The organism is Kribbella antiqua (genome assembly GCF_004345665.1).
GTDB classification, from domain to species: Bacteria; Actinomycetota; Actinomycetes; order Propionibacteriales; family Kribbellaceae; genus Kribbella; species Kribbella antiqua.
The window spans coordinates 343,140-367,474 of record NZ_SLWR01000011.1 but is presented as its reverse complement, the minus strand read 5'-3'; the positions used below and the strand labels follow the sequence as shown (position 1 = coordinate 367,474).

The window sequence follows — 24,335 nt, the reverse complement described above, 5'->3', positions numbered from 1 at the left end:
CTGCGGGGTTAGCTTAGGCTCTCCTTAGTTGAGGCATCCAGTCTAAGGAGAGTCACCATGTCCTGGTCCCGTACCCGGGCCGTCACCGCGATCGCCACCGTGCTGGTCGCGACGACCTCGCTGACCGCCTGCGGGAGCGACGACGGCCAGCAGGCCGGCAGTTCCGCGAGTACGGCGTCCGCCGGGTTCCCGGTCACGTTGAAGAACACCTTCGGCGAGACCACCATCACCAAGAAGCCGGAGCGGATCGTCACGCTCGGCTGGAACGCGCAGGACGTGGTTTACGCGCTCGGTGAGACACCGGTCGGGATGCCGAAGGTGACGTACGGCCCGACCGCGGCGGGTGTCACCGCCTGGGACGCCGGCAAGTTCGACGCATCCAAGACCGAGCTGCTCGATACCAGCGACAAGTTCCCGTTCGAGAAGATCGCGGCGCTGAAGCCGGACGTGATCCTGGCGCCGTACGAGGGCTTCGACGCGGCGACGTACAAGACGCTGTCGGACATCGCGCCGACCGTCGCCTACCCAGGTGCACCGTGGCAGACCACCTGGCAGGACCAGACTCTGCTGGTCGGTGAGGCGCTGGGTAAGAAGGCCGAGGCGGAGAAGCTGATCACCGGCATCAAGGACAAGATCGCGCAGGTCGCCTCCGAGCACCCCGAGTTCAAGGGCAAGACGATCACCGTCGGCTCGTTCGGCACCGACAACTACGTCTACATGCCGACCGACCCGCGGGTGCAGATCCTGAACGAGATGGGCTTCGTGAACGCGCCGGGCGTCGACAAACTGCAGGCCGCTAACACGAAGAAGGAGTTCGCGGTCACGATCAGCAAGGAGAAGGTGCCGGACGTCGACGCCGACGTGGTGGTCGCGTACGTCGACGGGCTGGGCGCGCAGAAGTTCGACGCCGACCCGGTCTACTCGTCGCTCGCCGCGGTCAAGCGCGGCAGTGCGTACGTGATGGAGGACCAGCAGGTCATCTCCGGGATGAGCGCGGTCAGCGTGCTGAGCGTCCCGTGGGTGCTGGACAAGATCGTCCCGAACCTCGCGAAGGCCGCTCAGGCCGCCGGTTAAAAGTCCTGCGGGGGCCTCGGCCACAGGCCCCAGTGGTACGACGAACGGGCCGTCCCGCGCCGGGGCGGCCCGTTCGGCTGTTCAGGTCGGGGCTACTCCGACGACGGCGTCGGGGAGTAGTGGTCCTCGGTCAGGACCGGGACGTAGGCGGTGATCGGGGCGGCCTGACCGAACGTGATCGTCAGGTTCACCATCTGGCCCGGCTTGACGCCGGTGACCGTGATCGGCTCGCCGCCGCTGGTCGGCGGCAGGGTGAGCGCGTCGCCGGACTTCAGGGTGAAGGTCCGGACGTTGCCGAACGTGACCTCACCCGGCTGCCAGCTGCCGTCCTGGCCGTCCGGCGTGTCCGCCGGCGCCTGGGCGATGCCGACCAAGGTGTCGTCGGAGCTGCCGTCGTTGATGATCGCGCTGTGCAGCTCGCCCTTGCCGTCCTCCTTGGCCAGTACGAGCATGTTCCGGACCTTGATCGAGCCCGAATCGATATTGGTGCCCTCGGCCGCCTGGTAGGGCTTCTGGGTCTGCGCGTTGAAGCTCGCCCCACACGCTGTCAGCGCGAGACTCAGGGTGGCGGCGGCACCCGCCAGCGCGGTTCGCCGTAGTGACCGCGAGGACAACGTGATCGGCACTGGAATCCCTCTCCTGCAAGCAGTTCGACGCCATGGGGCAGCCGCCTCCGGCGCACCAAAGCGTAGCCTCACCCGTCGCCGGGTCCGACGCCGGGATGGCGGTCACGGGCTGTGGTGATGGTGTCCCCGGCAACCATTCACGCGCGCACGAGGCACGCCTGAGAGCGTTTGTCAAGGCAGGAAGTGGCCCCTGACCAGCGCAAACGCCCCGACCGGACCAGCGACCGCGTGGTAGGATGGATCTCGGAAAGGGGCACGTGACATATGACTTTCACAGTCGGCGAGACGGTTGTTTACCCCAATCACGGAGCGGCCGTCATCGAGGACATCGAGACCCGTCAGATCAAAGGTGAGGACAAGACCTATCTGGTCTTGAGGATCGTCGCTCAGAACGACCTGGTCGTCCGGGTCCCCGCGTGCAACCTCGATCTCGTCGGCGTGCGTGACGTCGTGGATCAGGCTGGTCTGGAGCGCGTCTTCGACGTGCTTCGGGCGCCGCACACGGAGGAGCCGACCAACTGGTCGCGTCGCTACAAGGCGAACCTGGAGAAGCTGCATTCCGGTGACGTGATGAAGGTGGCGGAGGTCGTGCGCGACCTGTGGCGCCGTGAGCGTGACCGTGGTCTCTCCGCCGGTGAGAAGCGGATGCTGGCGAAGGCTCGCCAGATTCTGGTCTCCGAGCTGGCCCTGGCCGAGCACACCAACGAGGACAAGGCGGAAGCCATCCTCGACGAGGTCCTCGCTTCCTAAGCGTCGTCAACGCGTGACCGTACCGTCCTGCGCGGGCTCCCGATGAGTACCGCGGCAATCATCCCGGCGGCCGGTCTCGGTTTACGGCTCGGTGGCGAGACGCCGAAAGCGTTTCGGGAGGTCGGTGGCGAATCGCTGCTGGTCCACGCCATGCGTGGACTGCTGGCAGCGACCGCCGCCGACCTCGTGTGTTTTGTGGTCGCCGTTCCGGCCGGCACCGAAGAGCTCATGCGCAAGGAGCTCCAGCCGTACGCCGGTAACGTCCCACTGCTGGTGATCCCGGGTGGCGCCGAGCGCGCCGACTCCGTCCGGGCTGCCCTCGAGGTCGTCCCGGTCGACGGGATCGACTGCGTCCTCGTCCACGATGCGGCCCGGGCCTTCGTCCCGGTCGAGGTGGTCGAGCGGGTTGTCGCCGCGGTCCGCGATGGTGCGGCCGCCGTCGTACCGGTGGTGCCGGTGACGGACACGATCAAGCGGGTCTCGGCTGCCGGCGAGGTCGTCGACACGCCCGACCGTTCGACGCTGGTCGCCGTACAGACTCCGCAGGGTTTCGATCCCGCCGTATTGCGTCGTGCGCATGCCGCGGGTGGGATCGGGGCGACGGATGACGCGATGTTGTGTGAGCGGCTCGGGGTGACCGTGGTGACGGTCGAGGGGTCCGAGGACGCGTTCAAGGTGACCAGGCCGCGCGATCTGCTGCTGGCTGAGGCGTTGCTGGCGGAGAGGCGGCTGGTGTGACCCGGGTCGGTACGGGCATCGACGTACATCCGCTGGTGGAAGGCCGCCCGATGTGGCTGGCCGGCCTGCATTGGCCGGAGGAGACGTCCGGCCCATCGGGGCATTCGGACGGCGATGTCGCCGCGCACGCGATCTGTGACGCGTTGCTGAGTGCGGCGAAGCTCGGTGACTTGGGCTCCAACTTCGGTACGGCGGAGCCCGAGTGGGCCGGCGCCTCTGGGGTCACACTGCTCGCGGAGGCCGCGCGCCGGGTCCGGGCTGCCGGGTTCGGCATCGGCAACGTGTCGGTCCAGATCATCTGCAACCGTCCTCGCTTCGCGGCCCGCCGTGAAGAGGCCGAGAAGGTCCTCAGCACCGCCTGCGACGCCGACATCTCCGTCAGCGCCACCACCACCGACGGCCTCGGCCTGACCGGCCGAGGCGAAGGCATCGCAGCCATCGCGACTGCGTTGATCTACTAGCGTCGCCGCTTCGGCAGGGCCGGGAGCTCGCGTGCGTCGAGCCAGTCGGCGAACAAGCGTCGTACGACGTCCTCGTCCGGGCTGAAGGTGACGGCCAGTTCGATGAAGTCGTTCGTCGTCACCGAGCCGTGGCGGTAGGTCTTGGTCCAGGTGCGGAGGAGTTCGAAGAAGCTGTCGTCGCCGAGGTGCTGGCGCAGTACGTGCAAGGTGATCGCGCCGCGCTTGTAGAGGCGGTCGTCGAACATCAGCTCCGGGCCGGGATCCGACAGCAAGAGATCCTGCTCCAGGCTCTTCAACCGCGTGTGCGCCCTCGTCGCCTGCTGGGCCGCGCTCAGACCACCGGACTCCTCCGACCACAGCCACTCGGCGTAGCAGGCGAAGCCTTCGTTCAGCCAGATGTGCTGCCAGCTGGCCGGGGTCAGACTGTTGCCGAACCACTGATGCGCGAGCTCGTGCGCGACCAGCCGCTCCGATCCCCGCCGGCCGTCGACATGGTTGCTGCCGAACACCGAGACGCCCTGCGCCTCCAGCGGAATCTCCAGTGGGTCGTCCGTCACCACGACCGTGTAACCACCGAACGGGTACGGCCCGAACAGCTGGCAGAACAGCTTCATCATGTCCTGCTGCCGCCCGAAGTCCACCTTGACGTCCCGGATCTGCGCCGCGGGCAACACCGCCCGAGTCGTCACCGGCGAAGCCGCCAGCTCCACGACGTCGTACCGGCCGATCTGGACCGTCGCCAGGTACGTCGCCATCGGCGCGGCCTGGTCGAAGACCCAGCTGGTCCGGCTGGCTTTCGTACGGCGTGACACGAGCCGGCCGTTCGCGACGACGTGGTACGGCGAGTCGGTGGTGACCGTGATCCGGTAATGCGCCTTGTCGCCGGGGTGATCGTTGCAAGGGAACCAGGTCGCCGCGCCGCTCGGCTGGCTGGCGACGATCACGCCCTCGGTGAGTTCCTCCCAGCCGAGTTCGCCCCATGGGCTCTCCTCGGGCTTGGGATTGCCGCCGTACTGGATGTCGACGGTGAACTCGGCGCCGTCCAGGATGTTCGCCCAGATGTGCAGTTTCCCGGAGCGATGGGTGTAGCGCTGGGCCCGGCGGCCGTTCACCGACACCTTCGAGACCCGGAGGCCGGCCAGGTCGAAGCTGATCCGGGACAGCGCCTGGTCGGCGACGGCGGTGATGGTGGCCTTGCTGCTCAGCCGGTTGCTGTTGACCCGGTAATCGAGGTCCAGCTCGTACGACTCCACGTGGTAGCCGCCGTTGCCGTGGGTCGGCACATAGGGATCACCGGCGGTCGCCGCACCGGGTTGCCCGTTGTTCTGTTGCCTTTTGAGGGGGGCAACCATCAGCCCTGCCAGGGAGCGATCGGGTTCCCGGCCCAGCGTGTTCCATCAGGGACACCTTCACCGCGCATCACGAGAGACACCGGGCCGATGGTAGCGCCCGCTCCCACACTGGCGGCCGGCAGGACGATGCCGTGGGGCCCGAGGGTCGCTCCTGGCCCGAAGGTGACTGTGCTCATGGAGAGAACTCGATCATGAAAAAGGTGCGTTTGCAGCACACAACCGCGATTCACCGTGGCCCCGTCGCCGAGGGTGACCAGATCGGCCTCCGGCAACCAGTAGGTCTCGCACCAGACTCCCTTGCCGATCTTGGCGCCGAGAGTGCGCAGCCAGAGCGCGAGCACCGGCGTACCGGCGGCCGCGTTCGCGAACCAGGGCGCCGCGACGAGCTCGACGAAGATGTCGACGACCTCGTTCCGCCAGACGAACGAGCTCCAGAGTGGGTACTCGACGGCCCGGGTCTTGCCCACAATCACCCACTTGGCGACCGTCGCCATCCCGCCGGCGACAGCGCCGGCCGCGAGGATCACCGCGCCGGACAGCAGGACCGTTGCCCATGGCCCCAGCCAGAGGTCGAGCGCCTGCAATGCGAACAGCACACCCAGTGCGATCAGCACCGAGCACATCATCGGCACGAACCGGCACAGCTCAACGACAGCCCGCGCGATCTTGAGCTTGAGCGGCGGATTGAACGTCCGGCTCTGGTCGCCCTCGACCGCCTGGCGCCGGAGCTTCACCGGTGGTGAACCGAGCCACGACGTACCGGCCTTCGACTTCTTCGGCGCCGCACTCAGCACGGCGACGAGTCCGTTCTTCGGGACGCTTCGTCCGGGTGCGGTCATCCCGGAGTTGCCGAGGAAGGCCCGCTTGCCAACCTTCGCCCCGGCCACGTGGAGCCAGCCGCCGCCCAGCTCGTACGACGCGATCATCGTGTCGTCGGCCAGGAACGCGCCCTCGCCGACAGTCGTCATCTTCGGCAGCAGCAGCACGGTCGACGCTTCGACATCCCGGCCGATCTTCGCGCCGAGCGCCCGCAGCCACCACGGCGTAAGCAGGCTCGCGTACAGCGGGAAGAGCAGCGTCCGAGCCGAGTCCAGCAGACGCTCGGTCGCCCACACCTGCCACCCGATCCGGCTGCGGACCGGAAAGTGGCCAGGTTTGATGCCGAGCCCAAGCAGTCGTACGCCGATCAGCGTCAGTACGGCGAGACTCACGAAACCAACCGCGGTCATCAGCGGGACAGCCGTCAGCGCCTTAACCCCAGCTTGAGTCAGGCTGGTCGTGTCCCGGACCGCGCGACCCAGTACGACGATCGCCGCAGCGGCAGCCGCCACTGGGAGCAAGGACATGAAGGCGGACGCAGCGCCGTACGCGAGAACCCACCACGGCGCTCGCGCGGGCCGGTGGTCGGGCCAGGGGTGCCTCGCCCGGCCGACGCGACTGGCGGGGGAGCCGGACCAGCGCTCGTTCGGCGGGACCTTGCCGGAGACGGCCGAGCCGGCGGCGATCTCGGCGTTCCGGCCGATCTCGGTGCCTGGCAGCAGGGTGCTTCGGGATCCGACGACCGCGTCCGATCCGACGCTGATTGCGCCGACGTGCAGTCGGTCGCCGTCGATCCAGTAGCCGGCCAGGTCGACCTCGGGCTCGATCGACGCGCCACGGCCCATCGTGAGCATGCCGGTCACCGGTGGGAGCGTGTGCAGGTCGACGCCCCGGCCGATCTTCGCGCCGAGAGCCCTCGCGTAGTAGGCGATCCAGGGTGCGCCGGCCAGGTTCGCCGCGCCGGCCGCGTCGGAGAGGTTTTCCGCCGCCCACAGCCGGACGTGGACGCTGCCGCCTCTGGGATAGGTACCCGGTTTCAGGTTGCGGAGGAGGATGCGGGCGCCGACGACGGCGATGCCCATCCGGCCAGCCGGGGTGATGAGGATCAGCCAGCCGGCCAGGATCCACCACCAGGAGACGGTCCGCATCCAGGGGTGTGGACCGGCTGTCTCGGCGAGGAGGTTGTTCAGGGTGAACAGGTAGACGAGCCAGCGGACGCCGACCACGGTCTGGAGGATGAGGGTCAACGCGGTCTGCAGGAGCTGCGTCGACTTCGGCGTCGGCCTGATGTCGCGGATCTCGACCGGCTGGGCCTGTTGCACGTTGAAGTCGTCGAGCCGATCGGCCAGGGCGCCGAGCCGTGGGTACTCGTAGATGTCGCCGACGGTCACCTCGGGATAGCGCTCGCGCAGCGCCGACACGAGCTGGGCCGCCGCGAGGCTGCCGCCGCCGTGCAGGAAGAAGTCGTTGTCCGGGCCGGTCACTTTCGCGCCAAGTACCTTCGTCCACCGCTCGGCGAGCCAACCTGCCGTCCCGTCGAGCTCGGCCGCGGGTCCGTCGGTGTCCATCCCGGGCAGCGGCCAGGGCAACGCGTTGCGGTCGACCTTGCCCGACGTCCTGGTCGGCAACGTGTCGACGATGGCGAGCAGCGGTACGAGCGCCGCGGGTAGGGCTTCCCTCAGCCGCGCCGTCGCCTGGGTTTGATCAAATGCGTCGGGATCGTCCGGTACGACGTACCCGACGAGCAACTGGTTACCCGCGGCGCTCGCCCGTACTGCGGCTGCCGCACCGGAGACGCCGGGCAACGCTTGCAGGGCCGCGTCCACCTCGCCGAGCTCGATCCGGCGGCCGCCGAGCTTGATCTGCTCGTCGGCGCGGCCCATGAACACCAGGCCTTCCGGTTCGTTCCGGACCAGGTCGCCGCTGCGGTACGCGCGGTCCCAGCCGAGCGTCGGCATCGGCGCGAACTTCTCCGCGTCCTTCGCCGGGTCGAGATAGCGGGCCAGGCCGACCCCGCCGATGATCAGCTCGCCTATTTGGTTTTCGGGGACTTCGTTGCCGTTAGCATCTACTACGGCCAGATCCCAGCCGTCCAAGGGCAAACCGATCCGCACCGGTCCCACGCCGGTGAGCTGGGCGCCGCAGGCAACCACTGTCGCCTCGGTCGGCCCGTACGTGTTCCACACCTCGCGCCCGTCGACCGCCAGCCGCTCGGCAAGCTCCGGCGGGCACGCCTCGCCGCCGAAGATCAGCAGCCTGACCTGGTCGAGCGCATCCGCCGGCCACAACGCGGCAAGCGTCGGCACGGTCGACACGATGGTGATGCCTTGGGCAACCAACCACGGCCCGAGATCCATGCCGCTGCGAACGAGTGACCGCGGCGCGGGGACCAGGCAAGCGCCGTACCGCCAAGCGAGCCACATCTCCTCACAGGACGCGTCGAACGCGACCGACAGCCCGGCCAGCACCCGGTCGTCCGGTCCGATCGGCTCCTGCTGCAGGAACAGCCGCGCCTCCGCATCGACGAACGCGGCCGCCGAACGATGCGTGACCGCGACCCCCTTCGGCACCCCGGTCGAGCCCGACGTGAAGATGATCCACGCGTCGTCGTCCGGCTCGGGGCCGTCGGTTCGCGCGGCTCGCGTCGTACTGTCGGAATCCATCCGGGCCGAGTACGGGTAGTCGTAGTAGCCGTCGGCGTTGTCGTTGTCCGGTGGCGGGTCGGCTCTGGGACGCGTGAGGGTGAGCTCGAGGTCGTCGGTGACGGTGGCGGCGACCGCGGCCTCGCCGAAGACCAGCTCCGCGCGCTCGTCCGGGTCGTCCGCGTCGACCGGCACGTACGCCGCTCCGGCCTGCAGGGTGCCGAGGATCGCGACGTACAAATCGTTGTGCCCCGACGAGATCCGCACCCCGACCCGATCACCCGGCCCGATCCCCGCCTCGGTCAACCGGCCGGCGAACTTCGTCGTCTGGGTCAGCAGCTCCCGATAACTCAGGCTCACACTGCCGTCATCCAACGCCGGCTCGTCGCCGTACTTGGCCGCAGTCTCCTGCAGAACCTCCACCAGCGTCCGCGCGGGCGCCGCCAGCTCCCCGCGTCGCAAAGTCACGCGCCGGATCATACGCGCCCCAGTTAACACCCCCAGAACATCAAACGACCGTCTCACGTTGATCAGGCGCCCCCGCCGAGTCGTGGATATCTGCTGCCGACGTCTGCGCGAATCCACGAATGAGTGACGGCTCACGCGGCGAGACGGGTATGGATGTCCTGGGTGATTCGGGCGAGGACTGTATCGGGGGCGCGGAGGAGATCGGCGGCGGTGATGACGCGGACGAGCCAGCCGGCGCGTTCGAGGTTCTCGCGCCGGCGGATGTCGCGTTGCCACTGGATGCTGTCGCGCAGGTGGTGCCGGCCATCGTACTCGATCGCGATCCTCAGGTCCGGGTAGGAGAGGTCAGGTTTCGCCAGCCAGCCGCCGTCGGCGTCGTAGATCGTCCGGCCGATCTCGGGCTCGGGCAGTCCGGCCAGGACTATCAGCAGTCTGAGCCGGGACTCCATTGGAGAGTCGACGCCGCTCCGGACCAGACCGGCCGCCTGCCGGGCAAGCCGGACTCCGCGTACGCCGATCGTCGACGACGCCGCGTCGTACAACGACTCGGGCGTGGCGCCGGTACGCCGTACGAGTGAATCTCCTGCTGCCACGAGATCGGTCAGGTCACACCAAGCGGCCAGGTCGAGGAACGTGCGTGCTGGCGTCGTCAGCGGAAGCCCGGCCACGGTCGCACAGTCCAGCTCCTGCACCTCGTGAACACGCAGGCCGCTCACACGAGGCCGTGCTCGGCGGGGATCATGCCGGACACTCACATGCAGCTCACTACTGACCGGACCGGCACCGCCCCACAGTTGCAGCGCCGTGTGATGACTCACTACGCCGTCAGGCGCCAGCAGCAACGCACCTTCGGCGAGCAGTTTCGGCGTGACCGGGACGTTGGCGTCGACGTACACAGACCCCACCAGGCGTCGAAACCGACTGCCACGGAGGACACCAGGCGTGATCCCCGCCGCCAGCCCCTGCGCTGCCGTGAACGGCCGACTCCAACTCACCCCACCACGATCCCCGATTTCCGCTCAACGCGACGCCACATATCCACAGGCATCGCCGACTCGTGGATTTCTGCTCCCCACCCCAACCAAAATCCACGACTCGATGCAGACGTGCCGGGCTACTTCACTAGTCCGGCGGGGGCGGCGAAGGTGTTGCAGGTGGCGGTTTGGCCTACGTTGAAGCCGTTTTGGATCCAGAAGCCTTGGCTGGTGGCCAGGCCGTGGGTGCGTTCGTCTTCGGGGGTGTCGGGGGTTTCGCCGAAGCTGTTGCTGGATTGTTCGCGGAACTCGGGCATGCGGTTGGTGAGGGGGTAGCTGGTGGCGACGGCCTTGCTGAAGACGCCGGCGAAGCAGGAGGCCTGGAGTTCGTTGCGGCGGGAGCTGATGAGCTTCTCGGCCGGGTGGTCCTGCAGGTACGCCATGCGCGCGTAGAACAATCCGCTCACGCCCTGCACGTGGTGCCCGTACTCGTGGGCGATCGTCATCAGGTAGGCGAGGTCCTGCTTCGGTCCGAAGGCTTTGTTCATCTGCTGTACGTCGGTGTACATCACCTGGTTGCCATAGCAGTAGAACGCGAGTACTCGACCGGACAGCGGCGCGAAGTTGCCGCACGGGGTGACGACAGGCTTGTCGAAGACGACCAGGCCCGGGTCCGGCGGGCTCTGGCCGAGGTCTTTGAAGATCGGGCGCCAGGCGTCGTTCAGGCAGGTGAAGAGCTTCTGGTAGTAGACCTTCTGCGCGGCAAGGCTGCCGTTTCCGAGGTCCGCGGCCGGGCAGTTCTGTTCGGGCAGGGCGCCGGCGTCGTAGATCTCGGCGTGCTGGAGGTAGTCCTCCGCGCTGCCCTTCTGCGCGTTGGTGTTCGGCGTCGGCACGATCGACGGGCCAGTCACGCCCGGTTCGGCGGTGTCGTCGCTGCCGCGGGTCAGGATCGAGCCGAGTACGGCGAGCGAGACGCCGACGAAGACGAGCAGGATGAACCCGAGCAGGATGAACCGTAAAGCGCCACCACGCCTTCGCGGTGGCGGGAACCCGTTGAACTGCCCCGGACCGCCGTAGTACGGCTGACCCCACTGACCCGGGTACGGCGCCCCCTGCTGAAACTGACCAGGCTGAAACCGGCCCTGCTGAAACTGGCCCTGCTGGAACGGACCCTGCTGGAACGGACCGGGTCCCTGCTGCCAAGGCGCCGCAGCGGGCGGCGGCAACACTCCAGGCGGAGGAGCCGGACGCTGACCATGCGGACCGCCGTAGCCGTACTGGCTGCTCACAGGTCTTGCCCTCCTCGCCGCTGCACTGCCCCGTATCGCACACCACGAACCGGCACGAGACTACTCTCGAGCCATGTCACTGAAGCGCCGCGTCCTCCCGGCCGCCCTGCTGATATCCGTGCCGTTCGTTGCCATGGGCACGTTGCCGGCCGCGGCCGCCGACGACCAGATCACGGCGTACGCCGCCGAGGCCACGCTGACCAAGGACGGTGCACTGCAGGTCAAGGAGACGGTCGACCTGGCAGCAGGCGGTACGACGTTCAGCCGGACGCTGACCACCCGAGTCCGGTCAGACGCCGAGCGGGACCGCACGTACGGCCTCAGCGACGTATCGGCGACGGTGAACGGCCAGCCCGCGCAGGGCTTCGCGAACGAGAGCGTCGACAACGCCCGTCGGCTCACACTCAACGTGTCCGGCAAATCCACGATCGTCTACAGCTACACCGTGGACAACGTGGTGGCGGACTCCACCGAGGGCCGCGAGGTGAGCTGGCCGATCGTGCAGGGCTTCGGTACGGCGATCCCGAAGGCAGCGGTGACGGTCAACGTGCCGTTCGCGACCTGGGTGACCTGCATCGCCGGCCGTGTCGGCTCCAGCATGCCCTGTACGTCGTCCCAGCTGGCGGAGTCGGCTGCGCTGCAGATCGACCAGAACGGCGTACCAGCGGGCGGGCGGCTGACCTTCCTGACCGGGCTGAGCGACCAGGCGACGGTCCAGCCGAACGCGGAGTTCAAGACGCGCTGGACGCTCGGCCGGGCGTTCACGGTCGACTCCGGCACGCTCGGCCTGGCAGTGATCGTGTTCGGCATCGGACTGCTCGCCGCCGCAGCGCTGTGGTTCCTGCGCGGCCGTGACGCGGCCAAGGTCGGTGCGGGTGCGCCGGAGCGTCCCGTGCTGGACAGCGCCGACGGGCCGCAGTTCGCCGCGCCCGACGGCATCCGGCCCGGCCAGGTCGGCACGGTGGTGGACGAGACGGCTGATGTCGTGGACATCACCGCAACTCTGCTGGACCTTGCCGTGCGCAACTACCTGACCATCGTGGAGCTGCCGCGGCAGAGCCAGTTCGGCAAGCTGGACTGGGAACTGCGCCGACTCAACCAGGGCGGACCCGAGCTACTGCCGTACGAGAAGGCCTTGCTGGACGCGGTGTTCGCGGACGGCGACACGGTCGTCGTCTCCACGCTCGGCCCGTCGCTGCGGCCGCGGCTCAACCTGGTGCGTGAGCAGCTGTACGCCGACGTCGTCACGCAGGGGTGGTTCGCCAACCGCCCTGACGCCGTGCGCAACCGCTGGACCACTGCAGGCGTGGTTCTGCTGGGCGCGGGCGTCGTACTGACGATTGTGCTGGCCATCGTGAGCAAGTACGGCCTGGTGGGCTTCGCGGTCATGCTGACCGGCCTGGTGCTCGCACTGGTCGGCCAGGTCGCACCGGCCCGCACTGCGCGTGGTGCCGCCGTACTGGGACGTGTGGCCGGCCTGCAGCAGTATCTGGTCGACGAGACGTCGGCAGACCTGCCGCAGAGCCACCGGCTCGAGTTCGCGTCGCGCTGCCTCCCGTACGCCGCGGTGCTCGGACTGACCGAGAAGTGGGCGCTGGAGATCGCGGCGACCGATCACGACGACGACCCGGACGCCGGCATCGGCTGGTACTCCGGTCCGGAGGACTGGCACCTGTCCGACATCGGTGAGTCGCTGAGCAACTTCGTCACCTCGTTCGGCGGCTCCCTGGCGACGGCACGCCGGCTTTTCTAGGCCACTCTGTTCCACGCGGCGACGAAGGTGTTGCAGCTGTTCGGCGACTTCCGGTTGAAGCCGATTTGCGACCAGAAGCGGTTGTTGCCCGCGCTGCCGTGGTCGCGTACGACCGGCTTCGAATACTGGTCGCCGGTGTGGGAGATCAGATACCGGTAGCTCGTCAGCAGCTGGCCGGTCATCGGAATCGACGCGGAACTCGCGCCCAGGTACACCGCACCCAGGCAGGTGGCCTGCAGCTCGCGGCGACGGCTCTCCTCCAGCTTCTTCTGCGGTGACATCGCCTGCTGCCGCTGGATCGAGGCGGCCAGGATGCCGGTCAGGTTCTGCACATGGTGGCCGTACTCGTGCGCGAACGTGTTCAGCATGATCGCCCGCGCGTACACCGGGGCCTGCTTGTAGAGCCGGTTGTCCAGCGAGAACGGCAGGTAGATGGTCTGATTCACACCGCAGTACGCCGCTCTGACGCTGCGCTGGGCGCCACAGGCGGAGTTCACCGTTCCGGCGTACACCGCGATCTTCGGTGCCCGGAACGGCAGACCGGCCCTCCTCAGCGCCAGCCACCAGCTGTGGTTCAGGCAGGGGAGGAGGCGGTTGTAGTAGTTCCGGGCGCCGGCGATGTTGGTCGGCGCGAACGGCGGCTCCACGCACTTCGCGCCCGGGAACGCGCCGGCCTTATAGAGCTTGTTCCTGGTGACCGTCACGTCCGCGGGCGAGACGGTCGGCTTGGGCGGTGTCGTCGGCTTGGGCGAAGGGGTCTTGGACGGTGTCGCTGACGGAGTCTCGGACGGTGTTTCCGACGGAGTCTCCGACGCGGCCGCGCTCGGGGTTTCGGCGGCCTTCGGGGTGTTGTCGTCGCCGGTGTAGCGCAGCGCGAGGGTGACTCCGGAGCCGACCACCAGGACCGCGAGTACGACGAGCCCGATCAGCAGACCGCGGGACACCGTCTTCTGCTTGCGCCGACGGCCGTTACCCGGCGGCTGCGGGATCGGAATCGGCGGGTACTGCCACGTCGGCGGCTGCTGCACCGGCTGGCCCATCGGACCGAGCTGCCGACCGTACTGAGGCGCAGCATGCCGCCCCGCCGGCCCACTCCAGCCCTCCGGCGCCGGCCCCTGCTGCTGGCCCTGCTGCTGGCCCTGCGCGGGCTGACCCTGCTGAGGCGCGCTCTGCTGCGGCGCCCCCTGCTGCGGCGCCCCCTGCTGTGAAGGCCCTTGCTGAGGTGCCGCTCCGTCCTGAGATGCCCACAGGTACGAGCTCTCGGACCGGGCGTCCGACCGGCGGTCGGACCAGCCGTCGCCGAACCAGTTGTTCTGCGGCCGGGCCGGACCGTGCTCCGGCTCCGTGAGGAATTCGCGCTTCGGGGACGTGCTCTCGGTCCACCACCGCTGTGACTGGCCACCCTCGGCCGGCTGATCCGGCGGACCGTCCGGCTGGTCGCCCTCAGCCGGTTCACGACCCGGAGGTGGATTCCAGTTGTCCGACATCGAAACTCCTCACGACCTTGCTGGCTGTAGCCGTCACGTGTCCGGCGCGTTTTCGGGGTGGCGAAGTCCACGCCGGTCGGGTCTCGTCCCCCCAAGGACATACTCTGCGTGATGCAGACGCATCAGGCTAACCACTCCGGCCGGTCGCGGACAGAGTGGCGGGGCATCCTGATCGGGCCTGCGGCCTACTTCACTCTCCCGGAGGAGGCGGTGAAGGTGTTGCAAGCGCTCGGGTTGCGGGCGTTGTAGCCGCGGGTCGCCCAGAACTTGTGGTTGACGGCGTCACCGTGGTCGTTGTTGTAGTCGGTCACGTTTCCGATCAGCCACCGCCACTGGAACAGTGACTGTCCAGTGATCGGGTACGTACGCCGGTTCGCGCCGATGAACACGTCGGAGAAGCAGGAGGCCTGCAGCTCGAGCCGCCGGGTGTCTTCCAGCTCCTTCGCCGACGACGTGCGCTCGTACCGCATCCGGTGGTTGGCGGCCAGGATGCCGGTCAGGTTCTGCACGTGGTGCCCGTACTCGTGGGCGAACTGGTGCAGCATCCACATCCGCGCCCACACCTTCTGGTACGACTGCGAGTAGCGGTTGTAGTTGCCGATGTCCTCGGTGAGGTTCATGTAGATGGTCTCGTTGCTACCGCAGTAGAACGGCGGACCGCTGTCGCTCATGCTCCCGCACGGCGAGGTGATGGTGCCGGTGAACATCCGCACGGTCGGCCCCCGGAACTGCCCGCCCGCCCTGGCCACCGGTGTGGCCCAGGTCCGGTTCAGGCAGCCGAGCAGGTTCCGGTAGTTGGCCCGCGCGCCCGCCGTGTTCGACGGGCGGGACCTGGACTCCCGGCAACCCACCGAGCTCACCGCACCGGCCCGGTAGATCCTGTTCTTCGTGACGAGGTCGGAGTCGGTCGGACCCGGCTTGACCTTCGGCGTGCTCGTCGTACGGGGCGCTGTCGGCTTCGTCACAGTCGGCAGCGTCGGCGCCTTGGTCGTCGTCCCGTTCGTCGGTGACGGCTCGACAGTCTGCGAGTACGTCGGGCTGTAGCTCGAGGTGTAGGTCGGTGAGGTGTACGACGACGAACTGTTGTGCTTCAGCACGTTCGAGATGCCGAAGAGACCGACCACGCCGACCACCACGACGCCGAGGAGCACCAGGAGCACCTTGCCGCCGCTGCCCTTCTTCTTCGGCGGCTGCGGTCCACCGGCGCCCCAGCCGAACTGAGGCCCGCCCGGCGGCGGAGCGCCGTACCCCTGCGGCGGGGGACCGGCGTACGGCGCCGCACCCGGCTGCCAGGGCTGCCCGCCGTACTGGCCCTGCGGCGGCTGCTGCTGCGCAGGTGGCACCGGCGCCTGCCCTGGCTGGTACGGACCCCATTGGTTGCCTGACACGAGCCAAGACGGTACCCAAAGGTCGGCTCATCCCGGCTCACATCGCAAGGGTCGTTGCGGTGAGCACCGGCCGCGATATGGTGCCCGATGTCAACCTGACCCTCTTAATACGGTGTGATTGGGCGATGCGACTACGTCTGCTCGGGCTCTCCCTGTGTGCCCTCGGCCTCTCGGTCCTGACCGGCGTCCCAGCCGGAGCGACCGGTTCCCACGGCTCGGCCGACCCGGTCGTGACCAATTACGACTCGGAGATCCGGGTCGAACGCGACGGCCTGCTGAAGGTCTCCGAAACCTGGAAGCTCAGCAACGTGACCGGCACCTTCACCCGGTTCGTGGTCACGCGTGAGCACCTGCCTGACGACATCGACCACGTGCAGAAGATCGAGGATCTGCAGGTCAAGGCCGGCGGCCAGGACAAGCAGACCGAGGTGAGCACCGACGGTGACGTCACCTCGATCGCGGTCGCCGACGTCAGCGGCACGACCGAGCTGAACTTCACCTACACGGTCCGCGGCGCGGTCGCCAAGACGCTGAACGGCACCGAGGTCCAGTTCGCCCCGCTGACCGGGATCGGCCTGACCATCCAAGAGGCGAACATCGTTTACAGCACGCCGGAAGTGACGCACGTCTCCTGCTTCGCCGGCGCGATCGACAGCAACACCCCGTGCACGCTGGCGCAGATCAGCGAGACCGCCGGGCCGACGTTCCAGCAGCAGGGCCTGCCGCCGGGCAACACGGTCCGGATGACGGTCGGCTTCCCCGAGGGCGAGATCGCCGCGAACTCGATCATCGAGTACCGCAAGACCTTCAAGCGGGCCTTCTCCACCGACGCCGCCCAGCTGTTCAGCGCCCTGGCGGTGCTGCTGCTCGGGGCGATCGCGCTGCTGCTGCTCTACCGGGTCCGCGGCCGTGACCAGATCGACCCGCGCCGCGTCGTACCGGCGTCGCTGTTCAGTCTCGGCGGGGACACCAAGATCACCTTCACTCCGCCGTCGGACCTGCGGCCCGGCGAGGTCGGCACCCTGATCGACGAGCGGATCGACCCGGTCGACGTCACCGCGACCATCATCGACCTGGCCGTCCGCGGGCACATCACGATCATCGAGCAGGAGCACGAGACCGAGTACGCGCGTCCGGACTGGGAGCTGCGCCGGGTCTCGAACGCCCCGGCCGAGGAACTCCAGCGGTACGAGAACGTCCTGATCCGCGCCATCTTCGGCGACTCCGACTCGGTGCTGGTCTCCGAGCTCGGCCGCCAGGTCCGGGCGAACCTAGAGCAGGTCCAGGACGCCCTGTACGACGGGGTCGTCAAGCGCGGCTGGTTCAAGGAGCGGCCGGACCGGACCCGCTCGACCTGGGCGACCGTCGGCATCGTCACGACCGTACTGGGTGTCGTCGCGACGGTCGCACTCGCGCTGCTGTCCAGCTGGGGTCTGCTGGGTCTCGCGATCACCGCTGTCGGTGTCGGGCTGATCCTCGTCGGCCGCTACATGCCGTCGAAGGCTCCGGCCGCCGGGCGCGTGCTCGGCCAGGTCGCCGCGATCCGGGGCGAGCTGCTGGAGATGGACGTCAGCGAACTGCCGAACGACCAGCACGCGGAGCTCTGCTCGCGGGCGCTCCCGTACGCCGTCGTACTCGGCGGCTCGGACCGCTGGATCGACGCCCTGGTCGGGACCGACATCACGCCTGGCGAGGCGGACGAAGGCTTCCCGTGGTACCGCGGTCCGTCCGGCTGGCACCTGCAGTACCTGCCGGACTCGCTCCGCAACCTCACCACCAACCTCACCGGCGCGCTCTTCGCCCGCTGAACTGATAAAAACCGCCCGCACACCTGGTGTGCGGGCGGTTTCGCGTTTACCAGTTGGCCTGCGCACCGCCCGGCGGCAGCGGCATCCCGGCCGGGTGGATGACGTAGACGAGTCCACCCGAGTGCGGGACCCAGGCGTTCTCGAAGGCGGCCCGGTCGTACGTCGTCCGCACCTCGTCGTTGCTCGGGATCAGATGTGACGCCGGGTCGTTGACGACGACATTCCCGGCGGCGTCGAACCCGACGATCACCATCAGATGCCCGTTGGTCCCGTAGCCGGCGCCGGGCAGATCGCCCTTCTTGAACGACAGCGACGCGATCAGCGGGATGCCGGCCTTGATGAACTGCTCCGCCTCGGTCAGCGACCGCAGCCGGGTGATGAACCCGTCGACCCCACGCGTCCCGGCGTACGCCGTGTTGAACGGCCAGTTGCCGGCGCCGTCGTACGCATAGTCGAAGACGGACCGGGCCGAGTGATCCACCTGCGGATCCGGATCGCTGGGATCGACCCACGCCGTCTCGGCCGCGGTCGGCCCGGCGCCGTAGTAGTCGAGCACCATCGCCGTCGACGTCGCCGAGCACCACGCCTCGCCCCCGCCGTCCCACTGCGGGTAGTGCCCGATATGGGTCTCCTGCGAGTACGTCGGCACATTCAGTACGACGCCCCCCGCGCCGCCAAGGGGGCTCGCGGCAACCTTCTTGTCGGCCGGCAGCCGGGACGCCATCGCCCCGACCGAGCGCACCACAGGCGACTGCGTCGTACCGGTGAGGCGATACAGCGTCACGCGCAGCTGCCAGCGGTCGAGTGAGCGGCCGGTGCCCGCGACAAAGGTGTCGACGGCAACGGATCCGTTCGTGTCGCCCTGCGCCGGGAGCGAGGTGCGGTGGATGTCGCCGGCCGCGGCGTCGTCGCCACTCGACCAGCGGCCGAGCACGTACCACTTGGTCGTGGCGCCGAGGTCGGTCCGTCCGGACATCGCCAGCTCGATCCAGGTGCCGGGCGGGGTGGTCGCGTTCCAGGACGCGATCAGTTCGGTGAGGCCGAAGCCGGGGGTGACGACCGGCGACGTCCAGCTGGTCCGGTCGTAGCTCTTCGCCGTACCGTCGCCGAACGGATCGATGTACGACGTGGTCCCGGTCGAGGTGCCGAAGGTGAGCGCGCCGTCGGCGACGGTGGTGCCGGAGTGGGCACCGGCGAGGAAGTCGGTCGTCGACGTCCACGTGTGGTACGCGATGTCGCGCAACTGGGGCACCTTCATGGCCTCGCTGGACAGGGTGCCGGAGGTCAGCACGACCACACCGGTGACCAGTGCGGTGAGGCTGTGGGCGGTGATCATGCAACGACGGTAAACCGGGGTAGTACGGATGTCGCGGTGAACGCGTGCCTTAGGTCGGCCTTAGTCCTGTCAAATACTTACGAACTCGTCGGCGAGCATCGCGAAGACCAGTTCGTCGGTCCATTCGCCCTTCAGGAACTCGTTCCGGACGAAGTGTGCCTCCTGGCGCATGCCGAGCCGCTTCAGCAGGTTGGCGGACCCGGTGTTGCGCGCGTCCAGCCGGCCGATGATCCGGTGCATGCCGAGTTCCTCGAAGCCCATCCGCAGTACCTGCGCCGACGCCTCCGCGGCGAACCCGCGCCCGTGGAACTCCGGATGGAACACGAAGCCGATCTCGCCACCCTGATGCGTCGAGTTCTCCACGAACAACGTCACCTCGCCGACGTGCTGCCCGGTCTCGCGCAGGATCACGGCCAGCGTCAACGCCTGCAGGTCGGCGTCCATCGGTACGTCGGCCATCCGGAGAGCGAGCGATTCGCGCACCTCGTCGGGCGTCTTCGAGTCGTACAGCAGGAACCGCGTCACGTCGTCGTTGGACTGCAGCTTGAGCAGGTCGTCGTAGTCGGTCTCGACGTACCTGCGAAGGGTCAGGCGCTCGGTCTCGATCGGTAGCTTGTAGGGCACATCCTGAGCCTAAGAGGTCGTCGCAACCCCTTTTGAAACAAGGCCCTCCCACGCCGTTGTGGGAGGGCCTTGCCGAATTGAGGGCCGCCGTGACGCTCAGCCGTTGGCCAGAGCGGTCAGGCGAGACATGTCGCCGTTGAAGTGGTTCTGGTCGAGTGGGGTCGAGGTCCACTGCCAGAAGGTGTAGAACGGCCAGCCGCCTGGCAGCGTGCCGACTGTCGAGGCGTAGCGCGCGACCCAGAGCGGGTTGGTGGCGTTGAAGGCGGTGCTGTTGCCGGTGCAGGTGCTCCACCAGTTGTAGTTCGTGTAGATGACCGCGTCGCGGCCGGTGCGGGACTTGTAGGTGTTGAGGAAGTCGCGGATCCAGCTGACCATCGCGGACTGGCTCAGTCCGTAGCAGGTGGCGCCGTACGGGTTGTACTCGATGTCGAGCGCACCCGGCAGGGTCTTGCCGTCGCCGGACCAGCCGCCGCCGTTGGTGGCGAAGTAGTTGGCCTGAGTGGCGCCGCTGGAGCTGTTCGGCAGGGCGAAGTGGTACGCGCCGCGGATCATGCCGACGTTGTAGGAGCCGTTGTACTGCTGGGCGAAGTACGGGTTCTTGTACGACGTGCCTTCGGTCGCCTTCACGTAGGCGAACCGCTTGCCGGCGTTCCATTGCGCAGCCCAGTCGACGTTGCCTTGGTGGCTGGACACGTCGATGCCTTCGACCACCGCGGCGGTGCCGAAATCGGTCGGGGCGGCGGCGGTGCTGCTGGTCGTCGTCGTGTTCTGGGTCCAGCCCATGTAGGCCTCGCCGGCCTTGTCGATGCCGTGCTGGCGGGCCTGTGCGGTGGGCTGCGGAGCTGAGGTCGTACTGGCTTGGGCGGAGCCGGTGATCGAGGCCAGAAGCAGGCCAAGACAGACGGCGGCACCCGTGAGGGCGGACTTCACGGTGAACCTCCAGAAGAGCGATGCGGGGCGGAACAGAGCGCTCGGCGGAGGTTTTACCCGGGTCTGGAAAGTATTAACCCTTCAATCGCGGATTACTGTGAGTATTTACCGAACCAGTCGCGAGGAGGCGGCGTACGTGTTGCACAAGCCGGGGTTCCGGCTGTTGAAGCCGCGCCTCGCCCAGTACGGGATGACCTGGCGGCTGCCGTGGTCGCGCTGCGGCATGTACTCGTCGCCCTGGTGCGAGTGCAGCCAGTCCAGCTGCTTCTTGAACTGGCCGGAGATCCCGTAGCTGCCCTTGTTCGAGCCCATGAACACGTTGCCGAAGCAGGTCGCCTGGATCTCCAGCCGGCGGCTGAACTCCAGCGACTTGTCACCGCTGTACTCGTACTCGAGGTTGTGCGACGACCGCAGGATTCCGGTCATGTACTGGATGTGGTGACCGAACTCGTGCGCCACCGTGTCCGTCATCTCCGCCCGCAGCCAGGCCGTCGCCTGGGTGCGGTTGGGGTAGCTCAGGTACGTCCGGTACAGCTTGATGTCGTCGCTCGCGTCCATGTAGATCGTCTGGTTCGACGAGCAGTAGAAGGAACTCGGCGCGTTGCCGCTGCACGGAGTCGACACGGTGCCGCTGAACGCGACCAGCCGTGGCGCCGCGAAGCGAGCGCCGGACGCATTCACCTGGCGCGGCCAGGCGCGGTCCAGGCAGCTCAGCACCTGCGTGTAGTACTTGCGAGCGTTTGCAAAGCTGCTGGCGCGAGCGCCCGACTCCCGGCAGTTCGCCGTCCATTGCACACCGGTCCGGTAGATCCGGTTCTTCGTGACGATGGCGGAGTCCGAGGGCGGTGGCGCGACCGTCGCGGTCTTCGTCGCCGTCGGCTGGGTCGGCCGGATGGTGGCCTGGGTCGTCGTACTGCTGGAGGTCGGCTCCTCGGTCGGGTTGTAGCTGGAGGTGTACGTCGGCTGCGGATGCGTGTAGTCCTCGCCCGGGTCGTCCGAGACCTGCCGCCACATCCACAGCGCGACGACGCCGGCGACCACGACGACGATCGGCAGCACGATCCAGCCCGCCTTGCTCTTCTTCCGCTGCGGCGGCGGTGGCGGGAAGCCGTTCGAGCCCCAGCCGAAGCCAGGACCCTGCGGTGGCGGTCCTTGGGGACCCCAGTACTGCTGTTGCGGCCCAGGCGGCGGACCATAGGCAGGCGGACCGTAGGCAGGCGGACCAGGAGGCGGGCCGTACGACGGTGGTGCCTGCGGCGGCGGGGCGCCGTACGGGGTCTGGTTCGACAAGCTGTCCTCCTGGGTGAGCGTTGCTGTGGATATCTTGTCAAGAGGCGGTGCCATTTCCCGCTACCCTTGATCGGTGACACTTCGCTTGTACGACACCGCGACAGCAGCAGTGAGGGATTTCGTACCGGTCCATCCGGGCAAGGTCGGGATCTACCACTGTGGGCTGACGGTGCAGGGTGCGCCGCATGTCGGGCACATCTACAAGGAGGTCGTGTTCGACGTCCTGCGGCGCTGGTTCGAGCGCTCGGGCTACGAGGTCACCGTGATCGCGAACGTGACCGACATCGAGGACAAGATCCTGGCGAAGTCCGCCGAGCGGCACGTGCCGTGGTGGGCGCACGCCTACGAGTTCGAGCGCGAGCTGCACTGGTCGTACGACGTCCTCGGCTGCCGCCCGCCCACCTACGAGCCCCGCGCCACCGGCCACATCCCCGAGATGCTGGAGATGATCGAGCAGCTGATCGAGCTCGGTCACGCGTACGTCGCCCCGGACGGCTCCGGCGACGTCTACTTCGACGTGAAGTCCTGGCCGTCGTACGGCGAGCTCTCGCACCAGAAGATCGAGGACATGGAAGCGGCCGAGGACGCGGACCCGCGCGGCAAGCGCGACCCGCGGGACTTCGCGCTGTGGAAGGGCCACACCGAGGGCACTCCGCGGACGGCCTCCTGGCCGGCGCCGTGGGGCCGCGGCCGCCCGGGCTGGCATCTGGAGTGCTCGGCGATGGCGGGCAAGTACCTCGGCGAGGAGTTCGACATCCACGGCGGTGGGCTGGATCTGCGGTTCCCGCACCACGAGAACGAGCTGGCCCAGTCGACTGCGGTCGGGCAGAAGTTCGCCCGATTCTGGATGCACAACGCGCTCGTCACCACCGCCGGCGAGAAGATGTCCAAGTCGATGGGCAACAGTGCCGTCGTCCGCAACGTGGTCGAGCGGGTGCGGCCGATCGAGCTGCGGTACTACCTGGTCCAGTCGCACTACCGGTCCGTGGTGGAGTTCTCGTTCGGCGCGCTGGACGAGGCGGCGACGAGCTTCCAGCGGGTCGAGGGGTTCGTCACCCGGGCCACCGAGGTGACCGGCGGCGTCTCGCCGGCGGCGAAACTGCCGGCGGACTTCGTCGCCGCGATGAACGACGACCTGGGGACGCCGGCGGCGATCGCCGTACTGCACAACACCGTGCGGGATGGGAACAAGCTGGTCGCGGACGGGGATTCGCCCGCCCTGCGGGAGAGTCTGGCGGCGGTCCGGGGGATGCTCGACGTACTCGGGCTCGATCCGCTGGCCGAGCCGTGGGCGTCCCGGACCGGTGCCACCGAAGAGCTCAGTGAGGTGGTGGACGGGTTGGTCAAAGCGCTGTTGGAGCAGCGGGAGGCCGCCCGTAAGCGTAAGGAGTATGCCGCGGCGGACGAGATCCGCGACCGGCTGAACGCGCTCGGCGTCGTTGTCGAGGACACCGCAGAGGGTGCTCGCTGGTCGATCGCCGCGCCGAACAACAACGAAGGAAGCTGACGTGCCAGGCAGTAGCCAGCGCAAGGGAGCGATCCGCAAGAAGCCACGGGGGAACCCGACCGCCGGATCCGGTGGCCGGGTTCGCCGCGGTCTGGAGGGCAAGGGCCCGACGCCGAAGGCGGTGGACCGGGTCAAGCACCCCGCGCACAAGCGGGCGAAGGCGAAGGAACGCGCCAAGGAGCGCGACCGCACCCGCCGCCCGGCCCGCCGCGACACCGACTCGTCGGTCGAGTGGGTGTACGGGCGCAACCCGGTGGTCGAGGCACTGCGCGCGGGGGTCCCGGTCGCCGCGCTGCATGTTGCCGAAGGCACCGAACGGGACGCCCGGCTGCGGGAGGCGTTGCTGATCGCGGTCGAGCACGGCATCTCGGTGCTCGAGGTGCCGCGGGCCGAGCTCGACCGGGTCACCGCCGGCGGGGCGCATCAGGGCCTCGCGGTGCAGATCCCGCCGTACGAGTACGCGCATCCGGACGACCTGCTCGACCGCGCGTACGAGGCGGGTGAGGTGCCGCTCGTGGTTGCGCTCGACGGGGTGACCGATCCGCGGAACCTGGGCGCGATTACCCGGTCCGCGGCTGCTTTCGGCGCCCACGGCGTACTCGTGCCAGAGCGTCGTACGGCGTCCATGTCGGCGTCGGCGTGGAAGACGTCGGCCGGTGCGGCGGCGCGGATCCCGGTCGCCCGGGCGACCAACCTCAACCGCGCGCTCAAGTCCTACAAGGACGCCGGCCTGCTGGTCGTCGGCCTGGACATGGACGGAGAGGTCGAACTCCCCGCCTTCGAAGCCGCCACCGAGCCACTGGTCCTCGTCGTCGGTTCGGAGGGCAAGGGCCTGGCCCGCCTGGTCCGCGAGAACTGCGACCTCATCGTCTCCATCCCCATGACCTCCGCCACCGAATCCCTCAACGCCGGCATAGCCACCGGCGTAACCCTCTACGAAATCTCCCGCCGCCGCGGGAACTGACAACAGGGCTGCGCCCCGGACCCAGGTGGGTTCGGGGCGCAGTTTTCTTGTTGGA

General features: G+C 68.2%; 19 protein-coding genes. 8 read left to right on the top strand and 11 right to left on the bottom strand.

Annotated elements, in window-relative coordinates; all coding sequences use genetic code 11:
- The first annotated feature begins 57 nt into the window (after window positions 1-57).
- The gene (locus tag EV646_RS30030; RefSeq protein WP_132154507.1) at window positions 58-1,074 is read left to right on the top strand and encodes an iron-siderophore ABC transporter substrate-binding protein; all 1,017 of its coding nucleotides are present in this window, start codon (window positions 58-60) and stop codon (window positions 1,072-1,074) included.
- Between the two features lie 92 nt (window positions 1,075-1,166).
- On the opposite strand, the gene EV646_RS30025 is transcribed toward EV646_RS30030, so the two are convergent.
- Window positions 1,167-1,700, bottom strand: coding sequence for a hypothetical protein (locus EV646_RS30025; protein ID WP_132154505.1), 534 nt, complete (start codon window positions 1,698-1,700; stop codon window positions 1,167-1,169).
- 264 nt (window positions 1,701-1,964) lie between these two features.
- Here EV646_RS30025 and EV646_RS30020 point away from each other — a divergent pair, with 264 nt between their 5' ends.
- Genes EV646_RS30020 through ispF form a run of 3 tightly spaced genes read left to right on the top strand, consistent with a single transcriptional unit; the run spans window position 1,965 to window position 3,649 of the window.
- Window positions 1,965-2,450: a CarD family transcriptional regulator gene (locus EV646_RS30020; protein WP_012918679.1), complete on the top strand. Its 486-nt coding sequence runs from the start codon at window positions 1,965-1,967 to the stop codon at window positions 2,448-2,450.
- 42 nt (window positions 2,451-2,492) lie between these two features.
- Window positions 2,493-3,188, top strand: coding sequence for a 2-C-methyl-D-erythritol 4-phosphate cytidylyltransferase (gene ispD / locus EV646_RS30015; RefSeq protein ID WP_132154503.1), 696 nt, complete (start codon window positions 2,493-2,495; stop codon window positions 3,186-3,188).
- Window positions 3,185-3,649 (top strand): 2-C-methyl-D-erythritol 2,4-cyclodiphosphate synthase, encoded by a 465-nt coding sequence (gene ispF, locus EV646_RS30010; protein ID WP_132154501.1) that lies wholly within the window; start codon window positions 3,185-3,187, stop codon window positions 3,647-3,649. Before ispD ends, ispF begins: the two co-directional genes overlap by 4 nt.
- On the opposite strand, the gene EV646_RS30005 is transcribed toward ispF, so the two are convergent.
- The 4 genes from EV646_RS30005 to EV646_RS29990 form a co-directional block, all read right to left on the bottom strand.
- Window positions 3,646-5,001, bottom strand: a complete 1,356-nt coding sequence (locus EV646_RS30005; RefSeq protein WP_132154499.1) for a M1 family metallopeptidase — start codon at window positions 4,999-5,001, stop codon at window positions 3,646-3,648. The genes ispF and EV646_RS30005 overlap by 4 nt on opposite strands.
- Window positions 5,001-8,930 (bottom strand): Pls/PosA family non-ribosomal peptide synthetase, encoded by a 3,930-nt coding sequence (locus tag EV646_RS30000; protein ID WP_199237273.1) that lies wholly within the window; start codon window positions 8,928-8,930, stop codon window positions 5,001-5,003. The genes EV646_RS30005 and EV646_RS30000 overlap by 1 nt, the downstream gene beginning before the upstream one ends.
- Before the next feature lie 131 nt (window positions 8,931-9,061).
- Window positions 9,062-9,826: a hypothetical protein gene (locus EV646_RS29995; protein WP_132154495.1), complete on the bottom strand. Its 765-nt coding sequence runs from the start codon at window positions 9,824-9,826 to the stop codon at window positions 9,062-9,064.
- Window positions 9,827-10,044: 218 nt separating this feature from the next.
- Window positions 10,045-11,193, bottom strand: a complete 1,149-nt coding sequence (locus tag EV646_RS29990) for a neutral zinc metallopeptidase (RefSeq protein WP_241996411.1) — start codon at window positions 11,191-11,193, stop codon at window positions 10,045-10,047.
- A gap of 73 nt (window positions 11,194-11,266) precedes the next feature.
- On the opposite strand from EV646_RS29990, the gene EV646_RS29985 reads away from it, so the two are divergent.
- A complete protein-coding gene (locus tag EV646_RS29985; protein WP_132154491.1) occupies window positions 11,267-12,946 on the top strand; it encodes a DUF2207 domain-containing protein in 1,680 nt (559 codons plus the stop codon).
- Here the strand turns inward: EV646_RS29985 and EV646_RS29980 are convergent.
- Together EV646_RS29980 and EV646_RS29975 are read right to left on the bottom strand one after the other, a co-directional pair.
- On the bottom strand, window positions 12,943-14,433 hold the full coding sequence (locus EV646_RS29980) for a neutral zinc metallopeptidase (RefSeq protein WP_132154489.1): 1,491 nt from the start codon (window positions 14,431-14,433) through the stop codon (window positions 12,943-12,945). The two genes, EV646_RS29985 and EV646_RS29980, sit on opposite strands and share 4 nt — an antisense overlap.
- Before the next feature lie 185 nt (window positions 14,434-14,618).
- Window positions 14,619-15,821: a neutral zinc metallopeptidase gene (locus EV646_RS29975; protein WP_277875143.1), complete on the bottom strand. Its 1,203-nt coding sequence runs from the start codon at window positions 15,819-15,821 to the stop codon at window positions 14,619-14,621.
- A gap of 125 nt (window positions 15,822-15,946) precedes the next feature.
- Between EV646_RS29975 and EV646_RS29970 the strand changes: the two genes are divergently transcribed.
- Window positions 15,947-17,629 (top strand): DUF2207 domain-containing protein, encoded by a 1,683-nt coding sequence (locus EV646_RS29970; RefSeq protein ID WP_132154487.1) that lies wholly within the window; start codon window positions 15,947-15,949, stop codon window positions 17,627-17,629.
- A 46-nt stretch (window positions 17,630-17,675) separates the two neighbouring features.
- On the opposite strand, the gene EV646_RS29965 is transcribed toward EV646_RS29970, so the two are convergent.
- The 4 genes from EV646_RS29965 to EV646_RS29950 all read right to left on the bottom strand — a co-directional run bounded on the left by EV646_RS29965 (window position 17,676) and on the right by EV646_RS29950 (window position 21,809).
- A complete protein-coding gene (locus EV646_RS29965) occupies window positions 17,676-18,965 on the bottom strand; it encodes a peptidase C39 family protein (RefSeq protein WP_132154485.1) in 1,290 nt (429 codons plus the stop codon).
- A 69-nt stretch (window positions 18,966-19,034) separates the two neighbouring features.
- Window positions 19,035-19,589, bottom strand: coding sequence for a GNAT family N-acetyltransferase (locus tag EV646_RS29960; RefSeq protein WP_132154483.1), 555 nt, complete (start codon window positions 19,587-19,589; stop codon window positions 19,035-19,037).
- 96 nt (window positions 19,590-19,685) lie between these two features.
- Window positions 19,686-20,519: a lysozyme gene (locus EV646_RS29955; RefSeq protein WP_241996410.1), complete on the bottom strand. Its 834-nt coding sequence runs from the start codon at window positions 20,517-20,519 to the stop codon at window positions 19,686-19,688.
- Window positions 20,520-20,624: 105 nt separating this feature from the next.
- Window positions 20,625-21,809 carry a neutral zinc metallopeptidase gene (locus EV646_RS29950; RefSeq protein WP_132154481.1) on the bottom strand — a complete coding sequence of 395 codons (1,185 nt, stop codon included), beginning with the start codon at window positions 21,807-21,809 and terminating at the stop codon, window positions 20,625-20,627.
- 73 nt (window positions 21,810-21,882) lie between these two features.
- On the opposite strand from EV646_RS29950, the gene cysS reads away from it, so the two are divergent.
- Window positions 21,883-23,316 carry a cysteine--tRNA ligase gene (gene cysS / locus EV646_RS29945; protein WP_132154479.1) on the top strand — a complete coding sequence of 478 codons (1,434 nt, stop codon included), beginning with the start codon at window positions 21,883-21,885 and terminating at the stop codon, window positions 23,314-23,316.
- Window position 23,317: 1 nt separating this feature from the next.
- A complete protein-coding gene (rlmB, locus tag EV646_RS29940) occupies window positions 23,318-24,280 on the top strand; it encodes a 23S rRNA (guanosine(2251)-2'-O)-methyltransferase RlmB (protein WP_132154477.1) in 963 nt (320 codons plus the stop codon).
- Window positions 24,281-24,335: the final 55 nt, after the last annotated feature.